This window comes from Clostridium sp. UBA5119 (assembly GCF_002414285.1).
GTDB classification, from domain to species: Bacteria; Bacillota; Clostridia; order Clostridiales; family Clostridiaceae; genus Clostridium_J; species Clostridium_J sulfidigenes.
Genome location: NZ_DHYX01000017.1, coordinates 39,831 through 60,706 on the forward strand (window position 1 = coordinate 39,831; position 20,876 = coordinate 60,706).

Here is a 20,876-nt window from a genome sequence, read left to right on the forward strand (position 1 = left end):
GATTTGAATATCATATCCCTAAATTTTAAATTTTTTAGTTCTCACACTATTTATGAATACCGTAAGAACGTAGTCAAATATAAAGAAGGCTATATTTCCACCTATAAATATAATTATTAAAGGGTATTGCATTTGAATTGTAGCCATAAATAATTGTTTATATAAAAGAAATGCTATAAAGGTTATTGCGTTAAAATAAACTAATTTTAATGCGATTTCTATTGGTGCATTTCTTTTTTGTTCTATAAGAAATTTTACTATGCCATAGGGACCAAAAATTAGCACATAAAAAATACAAAGAGTTTTGTCTGGGATTATGAAATAAGCTAATACAGAGGAGCCTATATATACTAATAAAGTAGTTTTCATATCAGCAATAAGTATTCCCAGGGGAATAAGTGCTGAAGTTAAGCCTAATAAGAATAAAGTGTTAAAGGTAATAAAATTAGCGGCATACAAGATAATAAGAGTCAAAGCAATAAGCATACCGCCCTTTGCTATATTAGAAGCCTTATTTTCTTTCATAGTAACCTCCTTTTAACAACAACTAATACAATCTCCACCCATACATTCACAACATGTATCTAACATCCAAATATTTAAGCAAGTACTACACATATCATTAGAGCTATTTCTTTGTCCATAATAGTTACTTCTATAGGTATTCTGTGTATGGTTTAATTGATTAAGCATTTGTCTATATTCAAAGTTATTAGGGTCCATTTTGCAAGCTGTATTTATTAAATTATTTGCACTGTCATACCAGCCTTTTCTAAGGTGAACAACCCCCATTAAAAAGTTCCATTCTGCAGTTCTATTAGTTATAGTATTAAGTTTTGCTTCTGCACCACCAATATTTCCTCTATTAATATCAATTCTAACAGATTGAAGATTGGGATCATTATAGCTATTAGAACTTCCACCATAGTTTGAAGAAGTATTTCCATAGTTAGAGGAGCTACTGTTAAAATTATTTTTTTTGCTTAATGTATCATAAGCCTCATTTATTTCTCTAAGTTTTTCCTCTGCTAAATCTTTTAGTGGGTTATCAACATACTTGTCTGGATGATACTGTTTTACTAACTCTCTATAGGCCCTTTTGATTTCATCTTGAGAAGCATTTTCTTTAACTCCAAGTACTTCATAAGGATTTTTCATGTTTCTTGTCACTCCTTGATTTTATAGTTTCGATTTTATTCATAAGTCCTAGTTGTAATATATTAAATAGTAAGTCTTTATTTTTATTTATCGGAAGTTTATCTAAAGCTTCAGAAGTAGAATTTGCACTCATTATTAAGTTAAACTCTATTCTACTGCTTTGTTTAATAATTAAGTCTTCATAGGGTAGGTTTTCAACATTGAAGGCTTTGTTTAAGGCGTTAAATTTATGTTTTTCCATATCTTCCTTTAAGTCATCAAAGGCATCTATTATATAAATCCATCTCCCTAGATTATAACCTAAATCATATAGTTCATTATAAAAGTTCTCATCTTTATAATAGTAAGATACTATAAAAGCTGTTAAAGATGCAAAAGGGTCACTGAGTTCATCAATAGATATGATTTCTTCGGATTTCTCAAGGAAGCTTAACTTCTTTATATTTTCTTCTATATTAACTAAAATTGGAGATAAATCCTCTTTAGATTTATTTATAAATTTTTTTATGTACATAGAAATAAACTTTTTACTTAGAGAATTATCATCATTATAATCATCTAATAATTTGTAGTATACTAGAGACACATTACAAAAGGCAGCATAATCTAAAGCTCTATTATCTATAACCTTAGGCCTTTTTTTCATAGGATGAGCTATACATTTAGTAACTACATACTTATGTTTACTGTATTCTAAGCTATCCAAAAGTATACCTAAAAAAGTCATATCATAATTTAAAGTCATTCTGCATAAATTAGAAAAATTATTTTTTATAGATATACATAAGCCACAATAGTAAGCTTTGAACATTTCATAGTCCTTAATTTTTAATTCCATTTTATAGGGTGTTACATAACCAAACATTATACTCCTTTTACTGATCCTTCTCCATTTAATATTTCAAAGATTGTTTTAGCGGTGGTATCCTCCATAGTATATCCAAGTAAAGCTACAATTTCTTTTATTTCTTCCTCATCCGTTGATTCTATTTCTAAATAAGGAAAGGGACAAAAGCTCTTATCATTTATATCAATTTCAATAAGAGAATTCTTATATTTATAACTTTCTCTATGTTTTTTTATTGATTCTACTAGTTCAAGACCAAGGGAGGTGAAGATTTGACTTCCAATGGTGCTATTGTCTATAACAATTTCATTTTCTTCCATAACCTTATACTTTTCTTGGCTTAGAAGTTTTTTTGTAGTCATATAATTTATTATTACATTATTTAAATTATCTTCCACTATTCTAATTCTAGCATAACCTTTTTTACTTAGTAGTCTTCTATCTGAAAAATCATAGAGGTTATTAACTTGATTTTCATCCTTAACTTTATCACAGCCTAAACTGTTAAGTTTAGATTTTATTTCATCTACATCTATCTTTAAGATTCTTGTTTCCATTTCTTCCAAGGATAGCACCCCTTTTTCTTTAATGATGACATTATACCTTATGTTTAAGATTATAACAAATTTTATTGATATTGTTAAAAAAAAATATATAATTATTCTTATACTGTTAAAAATCTATAGTAGATATACTAGAATAGTAAATATACATAAAGATATGTATACTAAAATTTATGGAGGTAAGATATGGAGTATATAAATGAAATTAATATAAATGAAGCTATTATTCATATTTTAGATAACAATTCCGATGAGCCAGTTTTAAATGAGTATCCCTTAGAATTAACAGAAGAGGTCTATACTTTTATTTTTAAACACATTCAAAGATGTTTAAAGGATGAGGAACTTAAATATGCCATTTTTAATAAGGAGAGAAATATTGTAAAGGAAGTATGTCAAGAATATTTGAATGGAGAAAACAATCTAACCAATGTATCTAAGGAGTTAGCTAGTCAGATGTTTATCTTGATGAGATCAAAGGGGAGCATACCATCCTGTGATTTGCTTACTGTATCCTTTACTACAGAGTATGGAGCATTTATAGGTATATTTAAGATGGACTATATTAAAAATTATATGCACAATGTAGAGTTTGTAGATGGAAAGATTGGAATAGATATAATACCTCAATTTACAGGACTACCTTCAAGTAGTTCAAGGATACAAAAGTGTGCATTTATTAAGGTTATGGCTAGTGATAATCCCTATGATTTATTAGTAATTGATAAGCAAAGTAAAAGCAATAAAGAAAATAAAGAATATGGAGCTAATTATTTTATAGATAATTATTTAGGCTGTACTATAGTAGAAAATGAAAGAGATAAGACAAAGCAGTTTTTGAAAGTAGCAGAAAAATGGACTCAAAATGCCCTTAGTGAAAATGCAGAAGGACAAGAAACAGTACGTAGAGAAGTTAAGAAGAGGCTCAGAGAAGAAGATTCTATAGACTTGAATAATTTTGCAGAAGAAGTTTTTAAAGAAAATCAGTCTCTAAAAGAAAACTTTAGAACCTTTGCAATTGAAAGTGGAGTAAGTGAAACTGTAGATTTAGATAAGCAGTGGATAGAAAAGAAATTGAAGAGAGTTAGGCTAAAAATAGATAAAGATATAGACCTATATATATCAGAAGAAGCTTATAGTGATATTAATAGATTCGAAATTGAAAGAGTCGGGGATGGTAGTATTAATATGAAAATAAAGCATATTATCAATTACACTGAAAAGTAGCCAGAATAAAAAAACATGGAATAAAAATTCCATGTTTTATTTTATCTTATTTCATTGAGTCTATTGAACCTAAAACAGTTGTAACTTTATCTTCTACTAATTGTTGAAGATTAGTTCTTGCAACTCCAAGATATTTTCTTGGGTCAAATTCACTTGGTTTATCTGCAAATACTTTTCTGCAAGAACCAGTAACACAAAGTCTTAAGTCTGTATCCATGTTAATTTTGCAAACAGCCATAGATGAAGCTTTTCTTAACATTTCTACAGGTACACCCTTAGCACCTTTTATGTCTCCACCATTTTCGTTGCACATTTCAACATATTTTGGATCTACAGCAGAAGCACCATGAAGAACTATTGGATATTTTTCAAAGCCAGCTTCTTCTAACTTTCTTGTAATAGTTTCAAGTCTTTCAAAATCAAGTTTAGCTTCGCCTTTAAATTTATATGCACCGTGGCTTGTTCCAATAGCTATTGCTAATGAATCAACACCAGTTCTCTTAACGAAGTCAACTGCTTGGTCTGGATCAGTGTAAGTAGCATCTTTAGCAGATACATTTACATCATCTTCAACTCCAGCAAGTTTACCGAGTTCAGCTTCTACAACAACTCCATGTGCATGAGCATATTCTACAACCTCTTTTGTAAGTCTTACGTTTTCTTCATAATCATAGTGAGAACCATCAAACATAACAGAGGTAAATCCATTGTCTATACACTCTTTACAAAGTTCAAAAGAATCGCCGTGGTCTAGGTGAAGAGCTACATCAACTCCACTTTCCTCAACAGCAGCAAGTACCATATGTCTTAAATAAGCTGGTCTCATATATTTTATAGCTCCACTAGAGCATTGAAGTATTACAGCAGAGTTTTGAGCTTTAGCTCCATCTACAATTCCCTGAATTATCTCCATATTGTTAATATTAAAAGCTCCTATAGCATATTTGCATTCAAAAGCCTTTTTAAACATTTCTTTAGTAGTTACTAATGCCATAACATTATTCCACCCTTCTATTTATAAGATTAAGTCTATAATTTTATTATAGTTCAATCTTTAGTTAAATGCTATATAGAAAACCACATTTTGAAATCGTAACCAAGAACTTATCAAAAAATATTTCCTATTGATATAGATTCTAATTCTTTTACTTGATTAATTAGAATTTTTACCACATGAATAGATGAAAGAGCTTCATCTTTATTTTTACATTTGGAGTATTGACTAAGCTTTATAACTTCACTATAAATGTTATCAAAGTCTGTATGATTTAAAAATAAAGTTAAGTTTGCCACGTGTCCTTCATAGATGTTTAACAATTCAAAAGACAACATATAACTTTCATCCCAATTATCATTTACTATGTTTTCTTCTATTTCTGACGAAACATCTAAAAGCTTATCACAAGTTAATACTATATATTTGCTGGCAAAAAAAAGAATGAATATCATTAGAAAGAATATGATGCATGTTGCTATCATGTTTTTCATTGTATAGAAACTCCTCCTTAACTCTCTTTTTCATTATCACTAACATTAGTTTGATTTTTAAGTTGAAAGTAGAATTTTTGGTTATTTGAATAGACTATTGCAATGAGTACATCTTTATAACTTTTAATATTATTTTTAGCGAGTTTTTCTTCTAACCAATAATTATCTTTTTCAATAGACTTAAGATTGGCCTTGTTTATAACACCATCTAATATTACGGGCATGGGAAGAGGCTCATCTTCTATTTTTATATTAAAATCTTCCCTTGTAGGTGGTTCATAGTCTTTGTAAGGAACAATAGACAGAGAACCATCAGTTTCTAAAATTGCGTAATGTATTTCTTGTAAATTAAAATAACCATTTTGTCTAAGCTCACCTAAAAGGTCATCAAGATTATATCTAACTTGCTTTAATTCCTTCACATTTACTAGTCCGTCTTTTATAAGTATACTAGGTTGACCGTTTAGAATAGAGCGAATGTGTTCACTTTTAAGTTCTAAAAAGGAAGTCATTACTTGAAGAAAAACTAAAGTAGTTATAGGAACTATAGCATATATTAGCGGAATTCGGTTATCGCCCATAGGGAGAGTTGCAAGTTCAGAAATCATTAGTGCAACTACAAAATCTACAGGTTCTAACTGTCCTAGCTGTCTTTTACCCATAACTCGCATAATGAAAATTAAATAAACATATAGTATAACTGTTCTAATTATAAGTATAAACATAAATATCACCTATATTTCTAATATAATGCTAAATATAGTATGCACAGAATATAATAAATTATTTGTGGTTTGTTGGTTTCATATTTACAATTATGTAATATAATAAGTAATACAAATATATAATATCATTTAAGTTTAAATTTTATTAGGATTATGATTTTATTAGTTAATTAAGGGATTAGGAAATAATATATGATAACTAAATAATTATAATAGAGGTGAGAGTATGGATAAAATTAAGATAAGAATAGAAGAAAGAATCATAGAAGTTCATAGAGGAATAACGTGTTATAATTTGATAAAAAGATATGGCCATGACAATAAAGTACCTATAGTTTTGGTTAAAGTGGATGGTAAACTTAGGGAGTTATCAACTGTTCTTGAGAAGGATTGTGATATAGAATTTGTTGATATTACAGATAAACAAGGAATGCTGTGCTATATAAGAAGTTTACAATTTGTTTTAATAAAAGCTACCAAGGATTTATTTCAAGATAGTAAAATAACCATAGAACATTCTTTAAGTAAAGGATTATTTGGTGAAATATATAAAGACATGCATTTAAGCATAGATGATGTATATGCCATAAAAAACAGAATGCTTGAGATAGTAGATGCTAACATGGAAATTGAAAAGAAAAGTTATAGTAAGCAAGATGCTATAGATTTATTTAGAGAAACTGGCATGGATGATAAGGTTAGTGTTTTTAAAAATGTAAATGAGAGTAGCATAATAATTTATAAGTTGGGTGAAGAAATTGGTTATTTTTATGGACCAATGATACCTAATACAGATATACTAAAATATTTTGATTTAATTTACTATGATCCAGGGTTTATTCTTAGATTTCCAACTCAAGAAGAGCCAACCCAAATTCCACGATTTGAAAAACATAGGAAGTTAGCAAAGATATTCTATGAAGCTGAGAAATGGGGAGATATACTAAATATAGCCCATGTAGGTGCTTTAAATGATGAGATAGAACATGGTGATATTGTGACTTTAGTACGAGTTGCAGAAGCTTTGCACGAAAAGAAAATAGCTAATATTGCTGATAAAATAAAGAAAAATCGTGATATAAAGTTAATATTAATAGCTGGACCATCATCTTCAGGAAAAACTACATTTTGTAAGAGGTTGGGAATTCAAATGAGAGTTAATGGATTAATTCCAGTACCAATATCATTAGATGACTATTTTATAGATAGAGACCTTACTCCAAAGGATGAATTTGGAGAATATGATTTTGAAAGTATAACTGCATTGGATTTGCAATTATTTAATGAACAACTAAAAATGCTTTTAAATGGAGAAGAAGTTGAGCTTCCAACCTTTAATTTTATAACAGGTAAAAGAGAATGGTTAGGAAATAAAGTGAAGCTTCCAGATAGGGGAGTAATAGTAATTGAGGGAATACATGGCTTAAATGAAGTCCTAACAGCTTCAATTCCTCATAATCATAAATTTAAAGTATATATTAGTCCATTAACTCAAATAAATATGGATGTTCACAATAGAATAGCAACGACGGATGTAAGAATGATTAGAAGAATAGTTAGAGATTATTTGTCAAGAGGATATGATGTAGAATATACACTGAAAATGTGGGCATCTATAAGACGAGGAGAAGATAAGAATATATTTCCATATCAAGAAGATGCAGATGTAATGTTTAATTCAGCACTTATATATGAGTTAGCAGTTTTAAAGAAATATGCATTAGAAGAGCTGTATAAAGTGAAACCAGAAAGTTCAGTCTACAATGAAGCAAGAAGACTTATAGAATTTTTACATTTTTTTAAAGAAGTAGATAGGGATGTTGTTCCAACAAATTCTTTAATTAGAGAATTTATAGGGGGAAGTTGTTTTTATCAATATTAAATTTAAAATGAATATTAATTAAATAGAGCTAGGTAATAATGGTATACAAAAAACACTATTATCTAGCTCTATTTATATCGAAAAAAAATATATATTGTCAATAAATTTTATGGTATAAATATTATAGATATATTTTTACATAATTCTTATTTAAAAGTTACATATTTTTAATCTTTAACTAATGGTATTATATAAAATGGATATACTAAGTAATAACTATTAATTCAGGAGTCAATGAAATATTAAATTTTAGTATATTCTATAGTGGTATTTTATAGGAGGAAATTATGAAAAGTTATAGCGTGTTTGACATTCTTGGTCCTATAATGATTGGACCTTCAAGCTCACATACAGCAGGAGCTGCAAGACTTGCAAAATTAGCTGCAAAGATTGCAGAAGATGATGTTAGGGAAGTTAAATTTTTACTTCATGGCTCCTTTGGAAAAACTTATAAAGGACATGGTACAGATAGGGCACTAGTAGCAGGAATCCTAGGTATGGATCCATGGGATTATAGATTAAAAGAGTCTTTTACTATAGCAGAAGAAAGAGGAGTAAAATTTACCTTTGAAGAAACGGATCTAGGTGATGTACATCCTAATACAGTTAAATTTGTAATGAAGGATTCTAAAGGCATAGAAACCACTGTTACAGGTTCATCCATAGGAGGCGGAAATATAGTTATATTTGAATTAGATGGACAAAGTATCCATTTTACAGGAGAATATCCAACTATTATAATTACTCATCGCGATGTACCAGGAATGATATATAATGTTAGTAATCTTTTATTTAATGAAAATATAAATATAGCTTCAATGAATGTATATAGAAAAGCTAAGGGATTAGAAGCTTCAACGGTGGTTGAAACTGATGGGATAGTAAATCATCATGTGGTAGATAAAATAAGAAAGATAGAAAATGTGAAAAATGTAGAGGAAATATTACCACCAATGAAAGGAGAGTAGCTTTAATGTTTTTATCAAAGGCGACAGAAATAATTGAATTATGTAATAAAGAGAGCATAACCATTGCAGAATATACTATAAGAGAGGAACTGGAATCTTCAGAAACTTCTAGGGAAGAATTAATAGAAATGATGAGAGAAAATCTAAAAGTTATGAAGTCTGCAACTCAAGAAGCTATGGATAAAGAGATTATATCTATAAGCGGTCTTATAGGTGGTGATGCAACTAAGATTAGAAAGTACTTCCAAGAAAAAGAAACCTTATGTGGTGATTTTATAGTTAAAGCTATGGCAAGAGCATTATCTTGTTCTGAGGTTAATGCGGCTATGGGAAGAATAGTAGCAGCACCTACTGCAGGGAGCTGTGGTATTATACCTGCAGCTATTATTACAGCAGGGGAGAAATTAGATAAAACTGATGATGAAATGATAACTGCTTTATTTACAGCTTCGGGGGTTGGAATTTTAATTGCTAAAAATGCAACGCTAGCAGGTGCTGAAGGTGGATGTCAAGCAGAATGTGGTAGTGCAGCTGCTATGGCTGCAGCTGCCATTGTAGAAATGATGGGAGGAACTCCTAAAATGGCCTTTGACGCAGGGGCTATGGTAATAAAAAATGTGGAGGGCTTGGTTTGTGATCCAATAGCAGGCTTAGTTGAGATACCATGCGCTAAAAGAAATGTAGCAGGAGCAGTAAGTGCCCTTACCATGGCAGACGTGGCAATGGCAGGTGTTGAGAGTAAAATTCCTTTTGATGATACAGTCATATCTATGTACAAAATAGGAAGAGCCTTGCCTAGTGAATTAAGAGAAACTGCATTAGGTGGTCTTGCGATAACTCCATGTGGTCAAAAGTTAAAAGAAAAAGTATTTTCTAATAAATAAAAAACTAAAATAAAGTATTTCACTACAGTTACACCTTTAGCAAAAATATAGGTGTAACTGTTTCTTTATGAAATGAATAGAGTAAATATATATCTATGTTATATTGTGGAGGAAAATATGAAAGACTTTAAGAAAAAAGATTTTATTGGAAAAGAGGAAGTAGTAACATTAACTATAGTATTAATCTCTATTGCACTACTTTTTATAAATATAGATTCTAACATAATTAATGTTATAATGTATTCATTAGTAATGATTCCTTTAGCCATTTTATTAGGAAGGGGAACTTCAAAAATATCAGATTATATAGGTGAAAAAAGAGGCGGCCTGATTTCAGCTACAGCAGGTAATGTGCCAGAACTTATGATGGGACTTTGGTCTATAAAGTATGGTATGATTTCCATGGCAAAGGCAGGGCTCTTAGGGGCTGTTATTACAAATATGCTACTTGGTTTAGGAATTGCAGTATTTTGTGGTGGTATAAAATATAGGGAACAAAAATTTAATAAGATAATTGCACGTACAAATTTAAATATGTTATTTTTAGTTATGTTTACAATAATAATTGTATCCGCTTTAAATAGATACTCTATTGTTGATAATGGTAGTTTTCAAAAAATAAGTTTAATAATAGGTGTTGTATTGATATGCGTATATATATTAGGACTAATATTTTCCTTATATACCCATAGTAATTTATTTATATTAGATGAAAAAAAGATGTTACCTAAAAATGGGTATAAGAATGACGCTAGAAAAGTATTTGGGTTAATTATAATTGTAACTATACTTTTATATTTTATAAGTGAAAGGTTAGTTGGTGGTGTAAATGCCATTGTTGAAGAATATAAAATTTCACAAGAATTTTTAGGAATAATATTGATTCCACTTTTAGGCTCCTTTGGTGAAAATGCATCAAGCATAGTATGTGCTTTAGAAAATAAAATAGATGCTAGTCTAGAAACTGCCATAGGTTCTAGTATACAAATTACTATGTTTGTGATTCCTATATTAATTATTTGCTCTTCCTTTATGGGGTTCCAAGTAAACCTACTGTTTTCAACTTTTCAAATAGTAACCATGTCTATAGCTATGGGAATGTCTTATTTTGTGTTTCAAGATGGTAAGACCTATTGGTTTGAAGGGGCATTACTTATAGCAGTATATTTAGTGGTTACTCTTTCATACTATTATGTGGTTTAGAATATATTCATGAGTAATATTAAAAGCGACTATNNATAGTCGCTTTTAATATTACTATTTTATTTTTTCTTAATTTGAAAATGACTAACCATAAGGTATGAAAGCAATGTCATAAATACCATTGGAATTATTGATGGTATGGGTCTTACCGTAGAAAAAATCTCAAGTACAGCTAGTAAACTACCAGCTATAGTTATAGGTATGCCAGTAAAAACATTATTAAATTCTGTACAATTATATCTAGCTAAACGAAAAGCTCCTGCCACAGGGAATAATACTAATAAAATTTTACCTAAAAGTCCAAAATTACTAAATCCATATAGGGAAAAGGCTAAAATTGATGGAGCTACGCCAAAGGAAACTAAGTCCGCCAGAGAATCAAGTTCTTTTCCCAGTTCACTATGAGTGTTTAAAAAACGTGCTACAGTACCATCGTATCTATCAAGTATTCCTCCTAATAAGATTAAAATTCCAGCTGTAGTAAAATCATTATTTATAGTAAATTGTATTGATAAAACTCCACAAATTAAGTTACCCAAAGTCATAGAATTTGGGATAATAGATTTATTCACACTATCACCTCTATTTTATTATATACATTTTGGTTACCATTGTAAAATATATATGCAGTGAAAGTAAAAATTAATTGTTAAATATAAAAAAGTATGAATAAATTTTAAAATTTGAAAAAAGGTTTTTAAAATGGTAATATGATATAGGTTAAGGTAAATAAAGTATTATATATAATTATAAATAATATTCATGGGCATAATTAATTTATATTGTTTATAAATGATATAGGAGGAAATTATGAAAAGAGTTAAATTTATTTATAATCCTTACTCGGGAGAAAATTCAATAATAAACAACATAGATAAGGTAATCAAAATTCATCAACAGTATGGATATACTATAGAGCCTTTTAGAATTAGTCATGATGCTGATATTAGAGATGCGCTCATTGAAATAGATGAAAGCTATAAGTATATACTAATAGCAGGTGGAGATGGGACTATTGATTCAGTAATAAATAAAATGAAGCAAAATAACGTGGATATTCCTGTAGGTTTTTTACCAGTAGGTACAGCTAATGATTTTGCTAAATACTTAGGAGTGCCTAATGATATATCTGCTGCTTGTAAGCAAATTTTAGATGGGAAAGTCAAGCGTTTTGATCTTGGCAGAATAAATGATAAATACTTTGTAAATGTGGCTAGTGCAGGACTGTTTACAGATATATCTCAAAAAACTGATAATAGTCTTAAAAATACAATGGGAAAGTTAGCTTATTATGTAAAAGCTGCAGAAGAAGTTAAAAATCTAAAAAAAATAGATGTTAAGATTACTTCTCCAGTAGTAAATTTTGAAGGTAAAATATATACTATACTAGTATTTAATGGTCAAACAGCAGGAAATATTAAATTTGCAGATTACTCAGAAGCAGATGATGGATTATTAGATGTGGTTGTTATAAAAAAGGAAATTTTGAAAAATGCTTTTAATAATTTAATTATTATGATGAAAAAAGGTCAAGTTGCTGATATGGATGGAATACTTTATTTCAAATGTAAAGAGCTAATCATAGAGTGTAATGAGAATATAGCTACAGATATTGATGGAGAAAAGGGCCCTGATTTTCCACTTGAAATCACCTGTGAACGTAGGTCTATTAAAATAATAGGATATAAAGAGGAGTAATGTTTTCATAAAACATATAAAAATGTAATATATATAAATATAATTATTAGTTTGGAGTGTAGATTTTGAATATTTATATATATTTGTTTTTAATTTTAGCCATGATATTTTTAAGTTATGAGTCTGTAACCTCAAGCATAAGGTATTGCCCTGTTAAAATAAAAGAAGTACTTACCATATCTTTTATACTGATTATATTAAGAATAGTTAGCTTACTAGTGCTTCTTCTAGCAGATAATATGAAAAGTGTATACTTAATGAAGAATTTAGCATTTTTAAACATTATATATATTCCTATAATTATATATATCTGTTTATATGTTTTTTATAGAAATACAAGGATGGATATAAAATGGTTTTATGGAATTTTTATTATAGGCATAGTTATTTATTTGATATGTATGTTTAAAGTGCCTATGGAGTATTATATATCATTATCCTATGGATATAATGTTATTCTAAGTAATCTGTTACCATATAAAATATTATTGTGTATTAATGGATTATCGTTTTTTATGGGGATAAAAAGCTTTAGGTATAAGCATAGTGTAAAGTGGGGGACAGTATTAATTGGTATAGCTTCTCTTATATTTATAGGAACCACTGCAATAACATTACAAAGTAGTGATAATATAGGTTATTTGTTGGTGGGTGATTTATCATGGATGGTAGTACTTTATGGAAGCATTAGAACCTTTAAACAGAAAATGGTGAAAGGCATAAGATAGATATAAAATAAAAGGCTATTTGAGATTTATGTTCAATTAAAATCTTAAATAGCCTTTATCAGTTATAAGAATGTTAATAAATTATTTTCTATAAGAAGTTTTCTTAGACCTTTTATTTGGGGTAGTATTTTTAGATGATTTTTTTAAATTAGTGTTTTTTACATTACTTTTTTCCTTATTATTAGGAGTTTGAGAAGACTTTCTTTTTATAATAGGATTAGTTGGAATTAGACAATTCTTACCGTTACCTATTAAATCTTCTCTATGACAACTAGTTAAAGCTGATTTAACTAGATTATGATTTTCAGGGTTGCCAAATTGTAAAAGAGCTCTTTGCATATTTTTTTCCTTTTGACTTTTGGTTACATAAACCTTTTTATTAGTAAAAGGATTTACACCAGTATAATATATGGTAGTTGATAAACTACCTGGTGTAGGATAGAAGTCTTGAACTTGTTCCTGCATATGTCCCATGGATTTTATATATTGTCCTAGCTCTATGGCAGCATTTAAATCACTACCAGGATGACTAGACATAAGATAGGGTACCACAAACTGTTTCTTTCCTAATTTTTTATTAATGGCATGATATTTTGTTATAAACCTTTCGTAAACCTCTTTAGATGGTTTACCCATTTCACAAAGTACTTTATCACTTATATGTTCAGGAGCTACTTTTAGTTGACCACTTATATGGTGTTCACATAGTTCATTAAAAAATTTTGGATTTTTATCGTATATTAGGTAATCATATCTGATACCAGAACGAATAAAAACTTTTTTTACATTAGGTAAGGTTCTAACTTTTTTTAGAAGACTTAAATATTCAGTATGATCTACTATTAAGTTTTTACAAGGGGTAGGAAACATACATTGCCTATCCTTACAAACTCCATGTTCTATTTGTTTTTTACAAGCCCTCTGTCTAAAATTAGCTGTTGGACCACCAATATCATGTATATATCCTTTAAAGTCTTTATCCTCCGTTAAAAGTTTAGCTTCCGATACTATAGAATCTTGACTCCTATTTTGAATAACTCTACCTTGATGGTAAGTTAGAGCACAAAAGGAACAACTTCCATAACAACCTCTATGACTAGTTATAGAAAACTTAACTTCTTTAAGAGCAGGTATACCACCAGCTTCTTCATAAATAGGATGATAAGTTCTAGTATATGGTAAATTATAAATCCTATCCATTTCCCTAGTACTTAAAGGTTTTTGAGGTGGATTCTGAACTATAAATCTATCACCATAAGGCTCTACTAAGGGCTTACCCCATACGGAGTCTTGTTCTCTAGAAGAAAGAAAATAGCTATTAGCATAAGCTTTTTTATCAGAAGTAATTTCGCCAAATGAAGGCAACAATATATAGTCTTTAATTTTATCTAATTTATTGGTCACGTAGGAAGTTCCCCTAACTGAAGTAATATGATTAATTGGTTTTCCATATCTTAATAAATTGGCAATTTCAACTATAGGTTTTTCACCCATACCATATATTAAAAGGTCAGCCTTGGAATCAAGAATTATACTTTTTCTAATTTTATCATCCCAATAGTCATAGTGGGCAAATCTTCTAAGACTAGCTTCTATACCACCAATAATTATAGGTGTATTTTTATATGCTTCTCTAGCTCTGTTTGAATATACTATAACAGCTCTATTTGGTCTAAAACCACCATTACCACCAGGAGAATAAAGATCATCATGTCTTTTCTTTTTAGCAACAGTATAGTGGTTTACCATAGAATCTATATTTCCGGAGTTTATAAGAAATCCATATTTAGGTTCACCAAGTTTTTTAAAGTCGTCACAAGAGTCCCAACTAGGTTGAGCTATAATTCCCACAGAAAAACCTTCGCTTTCCAAAAGTCTTCCAATTATAGCAGTTCCGAAGGATGGATGATCTATATATGCATCTCCAGTTATTATTATAAAATCAAGTTGAGAAATATGATTTTTTTTCATATCTTCTCTAGAAATAGGTAAAAATTGTGTATTACTTTTCATAGGTTTTCTTATATAAACTTACATGGAGTAATTAAATTCTTAAGGAGAATACTAATGATAATATTAATTTCAATAATATCAGCAAGTTTATAATAAGATACCTCCTTTCTTGCACTAATTTGTACATTAAACTATATTATCATAATAAGAGACAAATATGAATAGGACTATTATAGGAAAATTTTATATAAAAGTTAGATTGACTTAGAATAAGATAGTAAATTGAATAAAAATAGAGAAAAGTCATGATATTAAATAAATATGAAGAAATTCAACCAAATTTGAATAATATAGTTACAAAATTAAATATGTAGACTATAATAAATAATATAAATATATTTAATCAGGTGGTGAGAAATTAATGGACGGTGGGCCTTTGTTGTGTAAGGACTGTGATGACATTTATAAATTTAATAGAAATAGAGGAGTACTGTTTATTAAGTTATAGACACTTATATACATATTCCTCTATTGAAGGAGGAATAACATGGATAGACTATCAGAATTTTATCTAAGTAGTATTTTAAACAGATGGGTTTATGATGAATTAAATTATTGTATAGGAAAGTTAGAAGATATTTATGTAACTACAGATTATGGATATCCAAGGGCTATTGGATACAAGATTAAAAATGGAAGAGAAATTGAAAACTTTGAATTTAGAAATATTGATGTGTATAAAGAAAATGGTAAATTCATTATAAAGGTTGTACAAGTTAAAGATATAATTCCAAGGAAATATTCATATCTTTTATCTCAACATTTATTAGATAAAGATATAGTAGATGTAAATGGTAAAAAAATAGTTAGAGTTGTTGATTTGAAAATGGTTAAAAGAAATGGATATTTAACTGTGATTGGAGTAGAGTCGGGTACTTTAGCAATTGCTAGAAAAATGAAAATTGAGAATCCGATAAAGCATGTATATGCTTTATTTAATAAAGAGCCAAAAGAAAATCTAATAAGTTGGGAGAGTGTTCAATCTTTAGAGATGGTAGATTCTTCTTTAAAACTAACAACTCCATACAATAAGTTAAGTAAGTTACATCCAGCTGATATTGCTAAAATTCTTGAAGATTTATCATTAGAAGACAGAGTTAAAGTCATAGATGGACTAGATATAGATTTAGCTTCAGATACATTAGAAGAAGTTGACCATGATATGGTAAAGGATATTTTAAAAAATTTGAGTGAAGATAAGGCTAGGGAAATATTGGATATTATGCCCAATGATGAAATTGCTAATATGCTAGATGATATGGACGAAGAAACTACCAATCGTGTATTAGTGAATTTAGATGATGATGATGAAAATGAAATTAGAGATCTTATGAAATATGAGGATGAAGTAGTTGGTAATATAATGAATACTGATTTTATATCCTTTAACATAGATGTAACTGTAAAAGAAACCATTAATATACTAAAAGAACTTAGACCAGATGAAGAAATAGCCCATTATATATATATTGTTGACAAAGAAGAAAGGCTACAAGGAACTGTTCCTCTAATTGATTTAGTCATATCTGATTCAGATGCTAAACTAAAGTCAATGATGAATACACAACCATTTAAAGTAGTGGACACAGATGAAATCGATATTGCTATAGCTATAGCTGTAAAGTATGACCTATACTCTGTACCCGTTGTAGATGAAGAAGATAGGCTATGTGGGATTGCAGTGATGGGAGATATTATAGATGAAATCTTGTCTCCAAGCTGGAAGCGAAGAATAAAAAGAATGTCATAGTACAATATAATATATCTTAAATAATTTAAATAGGCACTTAGATTAAGGATTTAATCTAAGTGCCTATTTTTGAAAATTTATAACTACATATTATAATGACTTACTTAGATTCATATATTTTATATATGGAGGTGAATGGTTTGGGAAAAAAATTTAAGGGAATAATCTTCGTAATACTAACAATGTTGCTTATTATTGGTTCTTTCATATTAATAAAGGTACAAATTATTATTAGAAATCATGAAAATCTTATATATAAAGGAATTAGTATTAATAAAATAGATGTTTCACTTTTAAGTAAAGAAGAAGCTATTTTTAAAGTAGATAAAGATATAACAGATATAAATGTAAATAGAAATGTAAAAGTTCAAATTGATGAAAAGAGTTATGAAATATCTTTTAGTGAACTAGGTGTTAGTGAGAATGTAGAAGAGGTTGTTGATATGGCATTACTTTGGGGAAAGGAAGGTGGTTTTATAGGTAAATATAAAAATATTAAGAAAGGTATAGACAGGGAGTTTTATACGGAAACAAGTCTAAAGGCTGATAGTTTTTACAAGTTTCTAAAGGTTATAGAAAAAGAACAAAATAAGTCACCAGTAAATGCAACAGTAGATCATGATTGGAGTGGATTTCTTATAACGCCTCATGAAATAGGTAGAAAGATAAATGGAGATGCATTAAATAAAAGTATTATAGAAGCTATAGATAATAGTGTGAATGATGATGATATTATTGTAAATGCGGATTTTAATAAGGTGTTTCCTAAGATTATGGAAGATGACTTAAAAAGTATAAATACTAAGATAGCATCCTATACAACTAGTTTTATAAATTCTAGTTTTGGAAGGTGTAGGAATATTGAAATGGCAGCTAAGTATATAGATAATACGATAATTATGCCAGGAGATGAATTTAGTTTCAATAAGGTTGTAGGAGCAACCACCCCAGGAAAAGGTTTTGAATATGCAAAGGTAATTAAAAACGGAACTTTTATAGATGAAATTGGAGGAGGGGTATGTCAAGTTTCTTCAACTTTGTATAATGCCGTACTAAAAAGTAATTTATATATAACGGAAAGGAAAAATCATAGTAAGATAATATCATATGTCCCAATGGGACAGGATGCCATGATAGCTTATGGAGCTTCAGATTTTAAGTTTAAAAATAATTATAGCTATCCTATTTTACTTGAAGTTATTGTTAAAAACAAAGAAATAACTTTTAATATATTTTCTAATGAAGAAGAACGGGATCCCCACTATGAAATAAGAAGTGAAATTGCAAAGGAAATAAAGCCTAAAAAAGAAATTATTTATGATTATAGCTTAGAAGAGGGCAAAATAGTGATAGAAAAAAATGGTGTAAATGGGTATATAGTAAATACCTATAGAATTAGATATGAAAATGGTGAAATAGTAGAAAAGATTTTAGTTGGTGAAAGTATATATGCCAGTAAAAATACTGTTGTTAGAATAGGAAAAGATTAAAATTATTACCCAGATATAGACATAGAATGTCTATATCTGGGTAAATTTTTTAAGAAATTCAAAAAAATAAAAGGTTTTTTTGACGATGTTACCGAAATAGTAAGAATAAAATAATGGACAAAATTGGGAGGATTAAAATGAGAAACAATGTAGAACTTATTGAAAATATTGTTACTAATATAGAAAAAGTTATAGTTGGAAAACAAAAGGAGATTTATGATATCATGAAAGGTATGATTTCAGGAGGTCATATTTTAATAGAAGACGTACCAGGAGTTGGAAAGACAACTTTGATAAAAGCCATAAAAGAAAGTTTGAGCTTAACATATAGTAGAATTCAATTTACACCTGACTTACTTCCGTCAGATATTACTGGTATCTCAATTTACAATGCTGGTACAGGGAAATTCACTTTTAATAAGGGACCTATCTTTTCAAATATAGTATTAGCAGATGAGATTAATAGAACATCACCAAAAACGCAGTCTGCACTATTAGAAGTCATGGAAGAAATGCAAGTTTCAGAAGGAGGCATAACCTATGAGGTAGAGAAGCCATTTTTTATAATGGCTACAGAAAATCCTATCGAATATGAGGGAACTTTTTCTTTACCAGAGGCTCAACTGGATAGATTTATGATAAAAGTACATCTTGGTTATCCAAGCAAAATGGATGAAGCTTATATTTTAAATTTGTATAGACAAGAAAATCCATTAGATGAATTAATGCCAGTGGCTTCAAAAGAAGATATAATAAATATTCAAAAACAGGTTAAGGAGATAAAGGTTAATGATGAGATTAATAAGTATATAGTAAATATTATTGATGCCACAAGAAACCATAAAGAGATAGTATTAGGTGGAAGTACGAGAGCTTCATTAGCATTACTTAGGGTTGCACAGGCTACAGCCTTAATAAAGAATAGAAATTATGTAATACCAGAAGATGTTAAAGAAAATGTCAAGTTAGTTCTTTCGCATAGGATAATATTAACCAATGGCTCCATTGCCAGGGGAATAAAGGCTGAGAATGTTTTAGAAGAAATTTTAAATGTGGTAATAGCTCCAAAGGTGAGAGTATATGTTGAAGATTAAAAAGTCCTATTTTATATTAACTATTTTGTCTTGTATATTTGCTCTGTTTTCAGGAGGGAATTTACCCTATTCTATTTTTTATTGTCTTCTCTTAGTGTTAATCATTACAAGTATATATATTTATTTTGTAAGTAAAAATTTAAATATTGATGTAGTTAGTGATAAAAAGGAAATAATTGCTGGTGAAAATAATAATATTATTATAAAGGTATACAATGATTCAATATTTCCAATTTCATATATGGAAATTGAAAATTCCCTTTTAAAAAGAATTATGAATAAATATAGAGGAGATATTATTTCTATAAAAATAAATGGTAATAAATTCATAAAGAAAGATATAAAAATACCAATTAGAGGTGACTATAGGTTAGGTAGCACAACGAGTATAGTTAGTGATATATTTGGAGTTTTTACTTGGAAAAGTTCCTATAACCATAAAGAAACTATAAAGGTATATCCTAGCATATACCCTTTGAAGAGCATTAAAATTAAAGGAGCTAATTTAAGAGAGTTTAATACTAAAACAATAATGCAGGAGCTAAACAAAGGACCTGAAAGTTTAGAAACTATCAAAAATATTAGAGAATATAGAATTGGAGATAGTTATAGAAGGGTAAACTGGAAGGTTACTGCAAAACATGGAAAATTATTTGTAAAGGAATATGAAAGTAGTGAAAGCCCTCGTATACATGTGTTTTTAGACTTAAGAAAAGATCCTTTTAGTATGGATAAAGATGGAGTAAGAGAGGAAGAGCTTGTAGAGTTTTTCTTATCTCTAATAAAATATATGCAGGAGAAAAGTGCTAATTCACAAGCTATAATTATAGGAGAAAATACTGAAGTTTTTAATATTAGCAATAAGGAGCATTTAGAAGGATTAAAAACTCATATGGTAAGTAAGTACAGTGAGGGAAGAGGTAAATTGCCTCTTTTTATGAAGAAGTTTATGTATAATGTGAATAAGAAAAGTGCTGTTGTCATAGTAACCTATGATATGAGTAAAGAAAATATAGATTACTTTATAAATTTATCTACAGAGGGATATGAAGTTACATTATTTTATTTAGATAAAATACCTAAGGTTAGTGATGATGCTATTTCACATATGTTAAATAAAGGTATAAATTGTTATAGCATAAAAGAAATAAGGTGATG

The 20,876-nt window shown here is 28.9% G+C and carries 20 protein-coding genes; 11 read left to right on the forward strand and 9 right to left on the reverse strand.

The window, feature by feature from the left end; genetic code table 11:
• Positions 1 to 18: 18 nt before the first annotated feature.
• The 4 genes from B2671_RS02560 to B2671_RS02575 are packed head-to-tail and all read right to left on the reverse strand — an operon-like array spanning position 19 to position 2,571.
• The gene (locus B2671_RS02560) at positions 19 to 525 is read right to left on the reverse strand and encodes a hypothetical protein (RefSeq protein WP_346869010.1); all 507 of its coding nucleotides are present in this window, start codon (positions 523 to 525) and stop codon (positions 19 to 21) included.
• 12 nt (positions 526 to 537) lie between these two features.
• Positions 538 to 1,158: a J domain-containing protein gene (locus B2671_RS02565; protein ID WP_346869011.1), complete on the reverse strand. Its 621-nt coding sequence runs from the start codon at positions 1,156 to 1,158 to the stop codon at positions 538 to 540.
• Complete coding sequence (locus B2671_RS02570) at positions 1,142 to 2,023, reverse strand: DUF5685 family protein (protein WP_346869012.1); 882 nt, start codon at positions 2,021 to 2,023, stop codon at positions 1,142 to 1,144. The genes B2671_RS02565 and B2671_RS02570 overlap by 17 nt, the downstream gene beginning before the upstream one ends.
• On the reverse strand, positions 2,023 to 2,571 hold the full coding sequence (locus tag B2671_RS02575; protein ID WP_346869013.1) for a class IV adenylate cyclase: 549 nt from the start codon (positions 2,569 to 2,571) through the stop codon (positions 2,023 to 2,025). The genes B2671_RS02570 and B2671_RS02575 overlap by 1 nt, the downstream gene beginning before the upstream one ends.
• Positions 2,572 to 2,754: 183 nt before the next feature.
• Here B2671_RS02575 and B2671_RS02580 point away from each other — a divergent pair, with 183 nt between their 5' ends.
• Positions 2,755 to 3,795: a nucleoid-associated protein gene (locus B2671_RS02580; RefSeq protein WP_346869014.1), complete on the forward strand. Its 1,041-nt coding sequence runs from the start codon at positions 2,755 to 2,757 to the stop codon at positions 3,793 to 3,795.
• 46 nt (positions 3,796 to 3,841) lie between these two features.
• Here B2671_RS02580 and fba read toward each other — a convergent pair whose 3' ends face one another.
• From fba to B2671_RS02595, 3 genes are all read right to left on the reverse strand, one after another.
• On the reverse strand, positions 3,842 to 4,789 hold the full coding sequence (fba, locus tag B2671_RS02585) for a class II fructose-1,6-bisphosphate aldolase (RefSeq protein ID WP_346869015.1): 948 nt from the start codon (positions 4,787 to 4,789) through the stop codon (positions 3,842 to 3,844).
• A 113-nt stretch (positions 4,790 to 4,902) separates the two neighbouring features.
• On the reverse strand, positions 4,903 to 5,283 hold the full coding sequence (locus tag B2671_RS02590; RefSeq protein ID WP_346869016.1) for a DUF4363 family protein: 381 nt from the start codon (positions 5,281 to 5,283) through the stop codon (positions 4,903 to 4,905).
• Positions 5,284 to 5,300: 17 nt separating this feature from the next.
• The gene (locus tag B2671_RS02595) at positions 5,301 to 6,008 is read right to left on the reverse strand and encodes a DUF421 domain-containing protein (protein ID WP_346869017.1); all 708 of its coding nucleotides are present in this window, start codon (positions 6,006 to 6,008) and stop codon (positions 5,301 to 5,303) included.
• Between the two features lie 226 nt (positions 6,009 to 6,234).
• Between B2671_RS02595 and B2671_RS02600 the strand changes: the two genes are divergently transcribed.
• The 4 genes from B2671_RS02600 to cax all read left to right on the forward strand — a co-directional run bounded on the left by B2671_RS02600 (position 6,235) and on the right by cax (position 10,945).
• Positions 6,235 to 7,890 carry a nucleoside kinase gene (locus tag B2671_RS02600; RefSeq protein WP_346869018.1) on the forward strand — a complete coding sequence of 552 codons (1,656 nt, stop codon included), beginning with the start codon at positions 6,235 to 6,237 and terminating at the stop codon, positions 7,888 to 7,890.
• A 287-nt stretch (positions 7,891 to 8,177) separates the two neighbouring features.
• On the forward strand, positions 8,178 to 8,858 hold the full coding sequence (gene sdaAB / locus B2671_RS02605) for an L-serine ammonia-lyase, iron-sulfur-dependent subunit beta (protein ID WP_346869019.1): 681 nt from the start codon (positions 8,178 to 8,180) through the stop codon (positions 8,856 to 8,858).
• A 5-nt stretch (positions 8,859 to 8,863) separates the two neighbouring features.
• Positions 8,864 to 9,742 (forward strand): L-serine ammonia-lyase, iron-sulfur-dependent, subunit alpha, encoded by an 879-nt coding sequence (sdaAA, locus tag B2671_RS02610; RefSeq protein ID WP_346869020.1) that lies wholly within the window; start codon positions 8,864 to 8,866, stop codon positions 9,740 to 9,742.
• 117 nt (positions 9,743 to 9,859) lie between these two features.
• Positions 9,860 to 10,945, forward strand: coding sequence for a calcium/proton exchanger (gene cax / locus B2671_RS02615; RefSeq protein WP_346869021.1), 1,086 nt, complete (start codon positions 9,860 to 9,862; stop codon positions 10,943 to 10,945).
• Positions 10,946 to 11,004: 59 nt separating this feature from the next.
• Here the strand turns inward: cax and pssA are convergent, their stop codons facing one another.
• Entirely contained in the window at positions 11,005 to 11,517 is a 513-nt protein-coding gene (gene pssA, locus B2671_RS02620; protein WP_150844057.1) for a CDP-diacylglycerol--serine O-phosphatidyltransferase, read from the reverse strand.
• Between the two features lie 238 nt (positions 11,518 to 11,755).
• Here pssA and B2671_RS02625 point away from each other — a divergent pair, with 238 nt between their 5' ends.
• A complete protein-coding gene (locus B2671_RS02625; RefSeq protein WP_346869022.1) occupies positions 11,756 to 12,643 on the forward strand; it encodes a YegS/Rv2252/BmrU family lipid kinase in 888 nt (295 codons plus the stop codon).
• 65 nt (positions 12,644 to 12,708) lie between these two features.
• Positions 12,709 to 13,371, forward strand: coding sequence for a hypothetical protein (locus B2671_RS02630; protein WP_346869023.1), 663 nt, complete (start codon positions 12,709 to 12,711; stop codon positions 13,369 to 13,371).
• A gap of 81 nt (positions 13,372 to 13,452) precedes the next feature.
• Here B2671_RS02630 and B2671_RS02635 read toward each other — a convergent pair whose 3' ends face one another.
• Positions 13,453 to 15,384, reverse strand: a complete 1,932-nt coding sequence (locus B2671_RS02635; RefSeq protein ID WP_346869024.1) for a YgiQ family radical SAM protein — start codon at positions 15,382 to 15,384, stop codon at positions 13,453 to 13,455.
• 487 nt (positions 15,385 to 15,871) lie between these two features.
• Between B2671_RS02635 and B2671_RS02640 the strand changes: the two genes are divergently transcribed.
• The 4 genes from B2671_RS02640 to B2671_RS02655 all read left to right on the forward strand — a co-directional run bounded on the left by B2671_RS02640 (position 15,872) and on the right by B2671_RS02655 (position 20,874).
• On the forward strand, positions 15,872 to 17,134 hold the full coding sequence (locus B2671_RS02640) for a magnesium transporter MgtE N-terminal domain-containing protein (RefSeq protein ID WP_346869025.1): 1,263 nt from the start codon (positions 15,872 to 15,874) through the stop codon (positions 17,132 to 17,134).
• A 140-nt stretch (positions 17,135 to 17,274) separates the two neighbouring features.
• Positions 17,275 to 18,624 (forward strand): VanW family protein, encoded by a 1,350-nt coding sequence (locus B2671_RS02645; RefSeq protein ID WP_346869026.1) that lies wholly within the window; start codon positions 17,275 to 17,277, stop codon positions 18,622 to 18,624.
• Between the two features lie 137 nt (positions 18,625 to 18,761).
• Positions 18,762 to 19,718 carry a MoxR family ATPase gene (locus tag B2671_RS02650; RefSeq protein WP_346869027.1) on the forward strand — a complete coding sequence of 319 codons (957 nt, stop codon included), beginning with the start codon at positions 18,762 to 18,764 and terminating at the stop codon, positions 19,716 to 19,718.
• Positions 19,705 to 20,874 carry a DUF58 domain-containing protein gene (locus tag B2671_RS02655; protein ID WP_346869028.1) on the forward strand — a complete coding sequence of 390 codons (1,170 nt, stop codon included), beginning with the start codon at positions 19,705 to 19,707 and terminating at the stop codon, positions 20,872 to 20,874. The genes B2671_RS02650 and B2671_RS02655 overlap by 14 nt, the downstream gene beginning before the upstream one ends.
• Positions 20,875 to 20,876 lie beyond the last annotated feature (2 nt).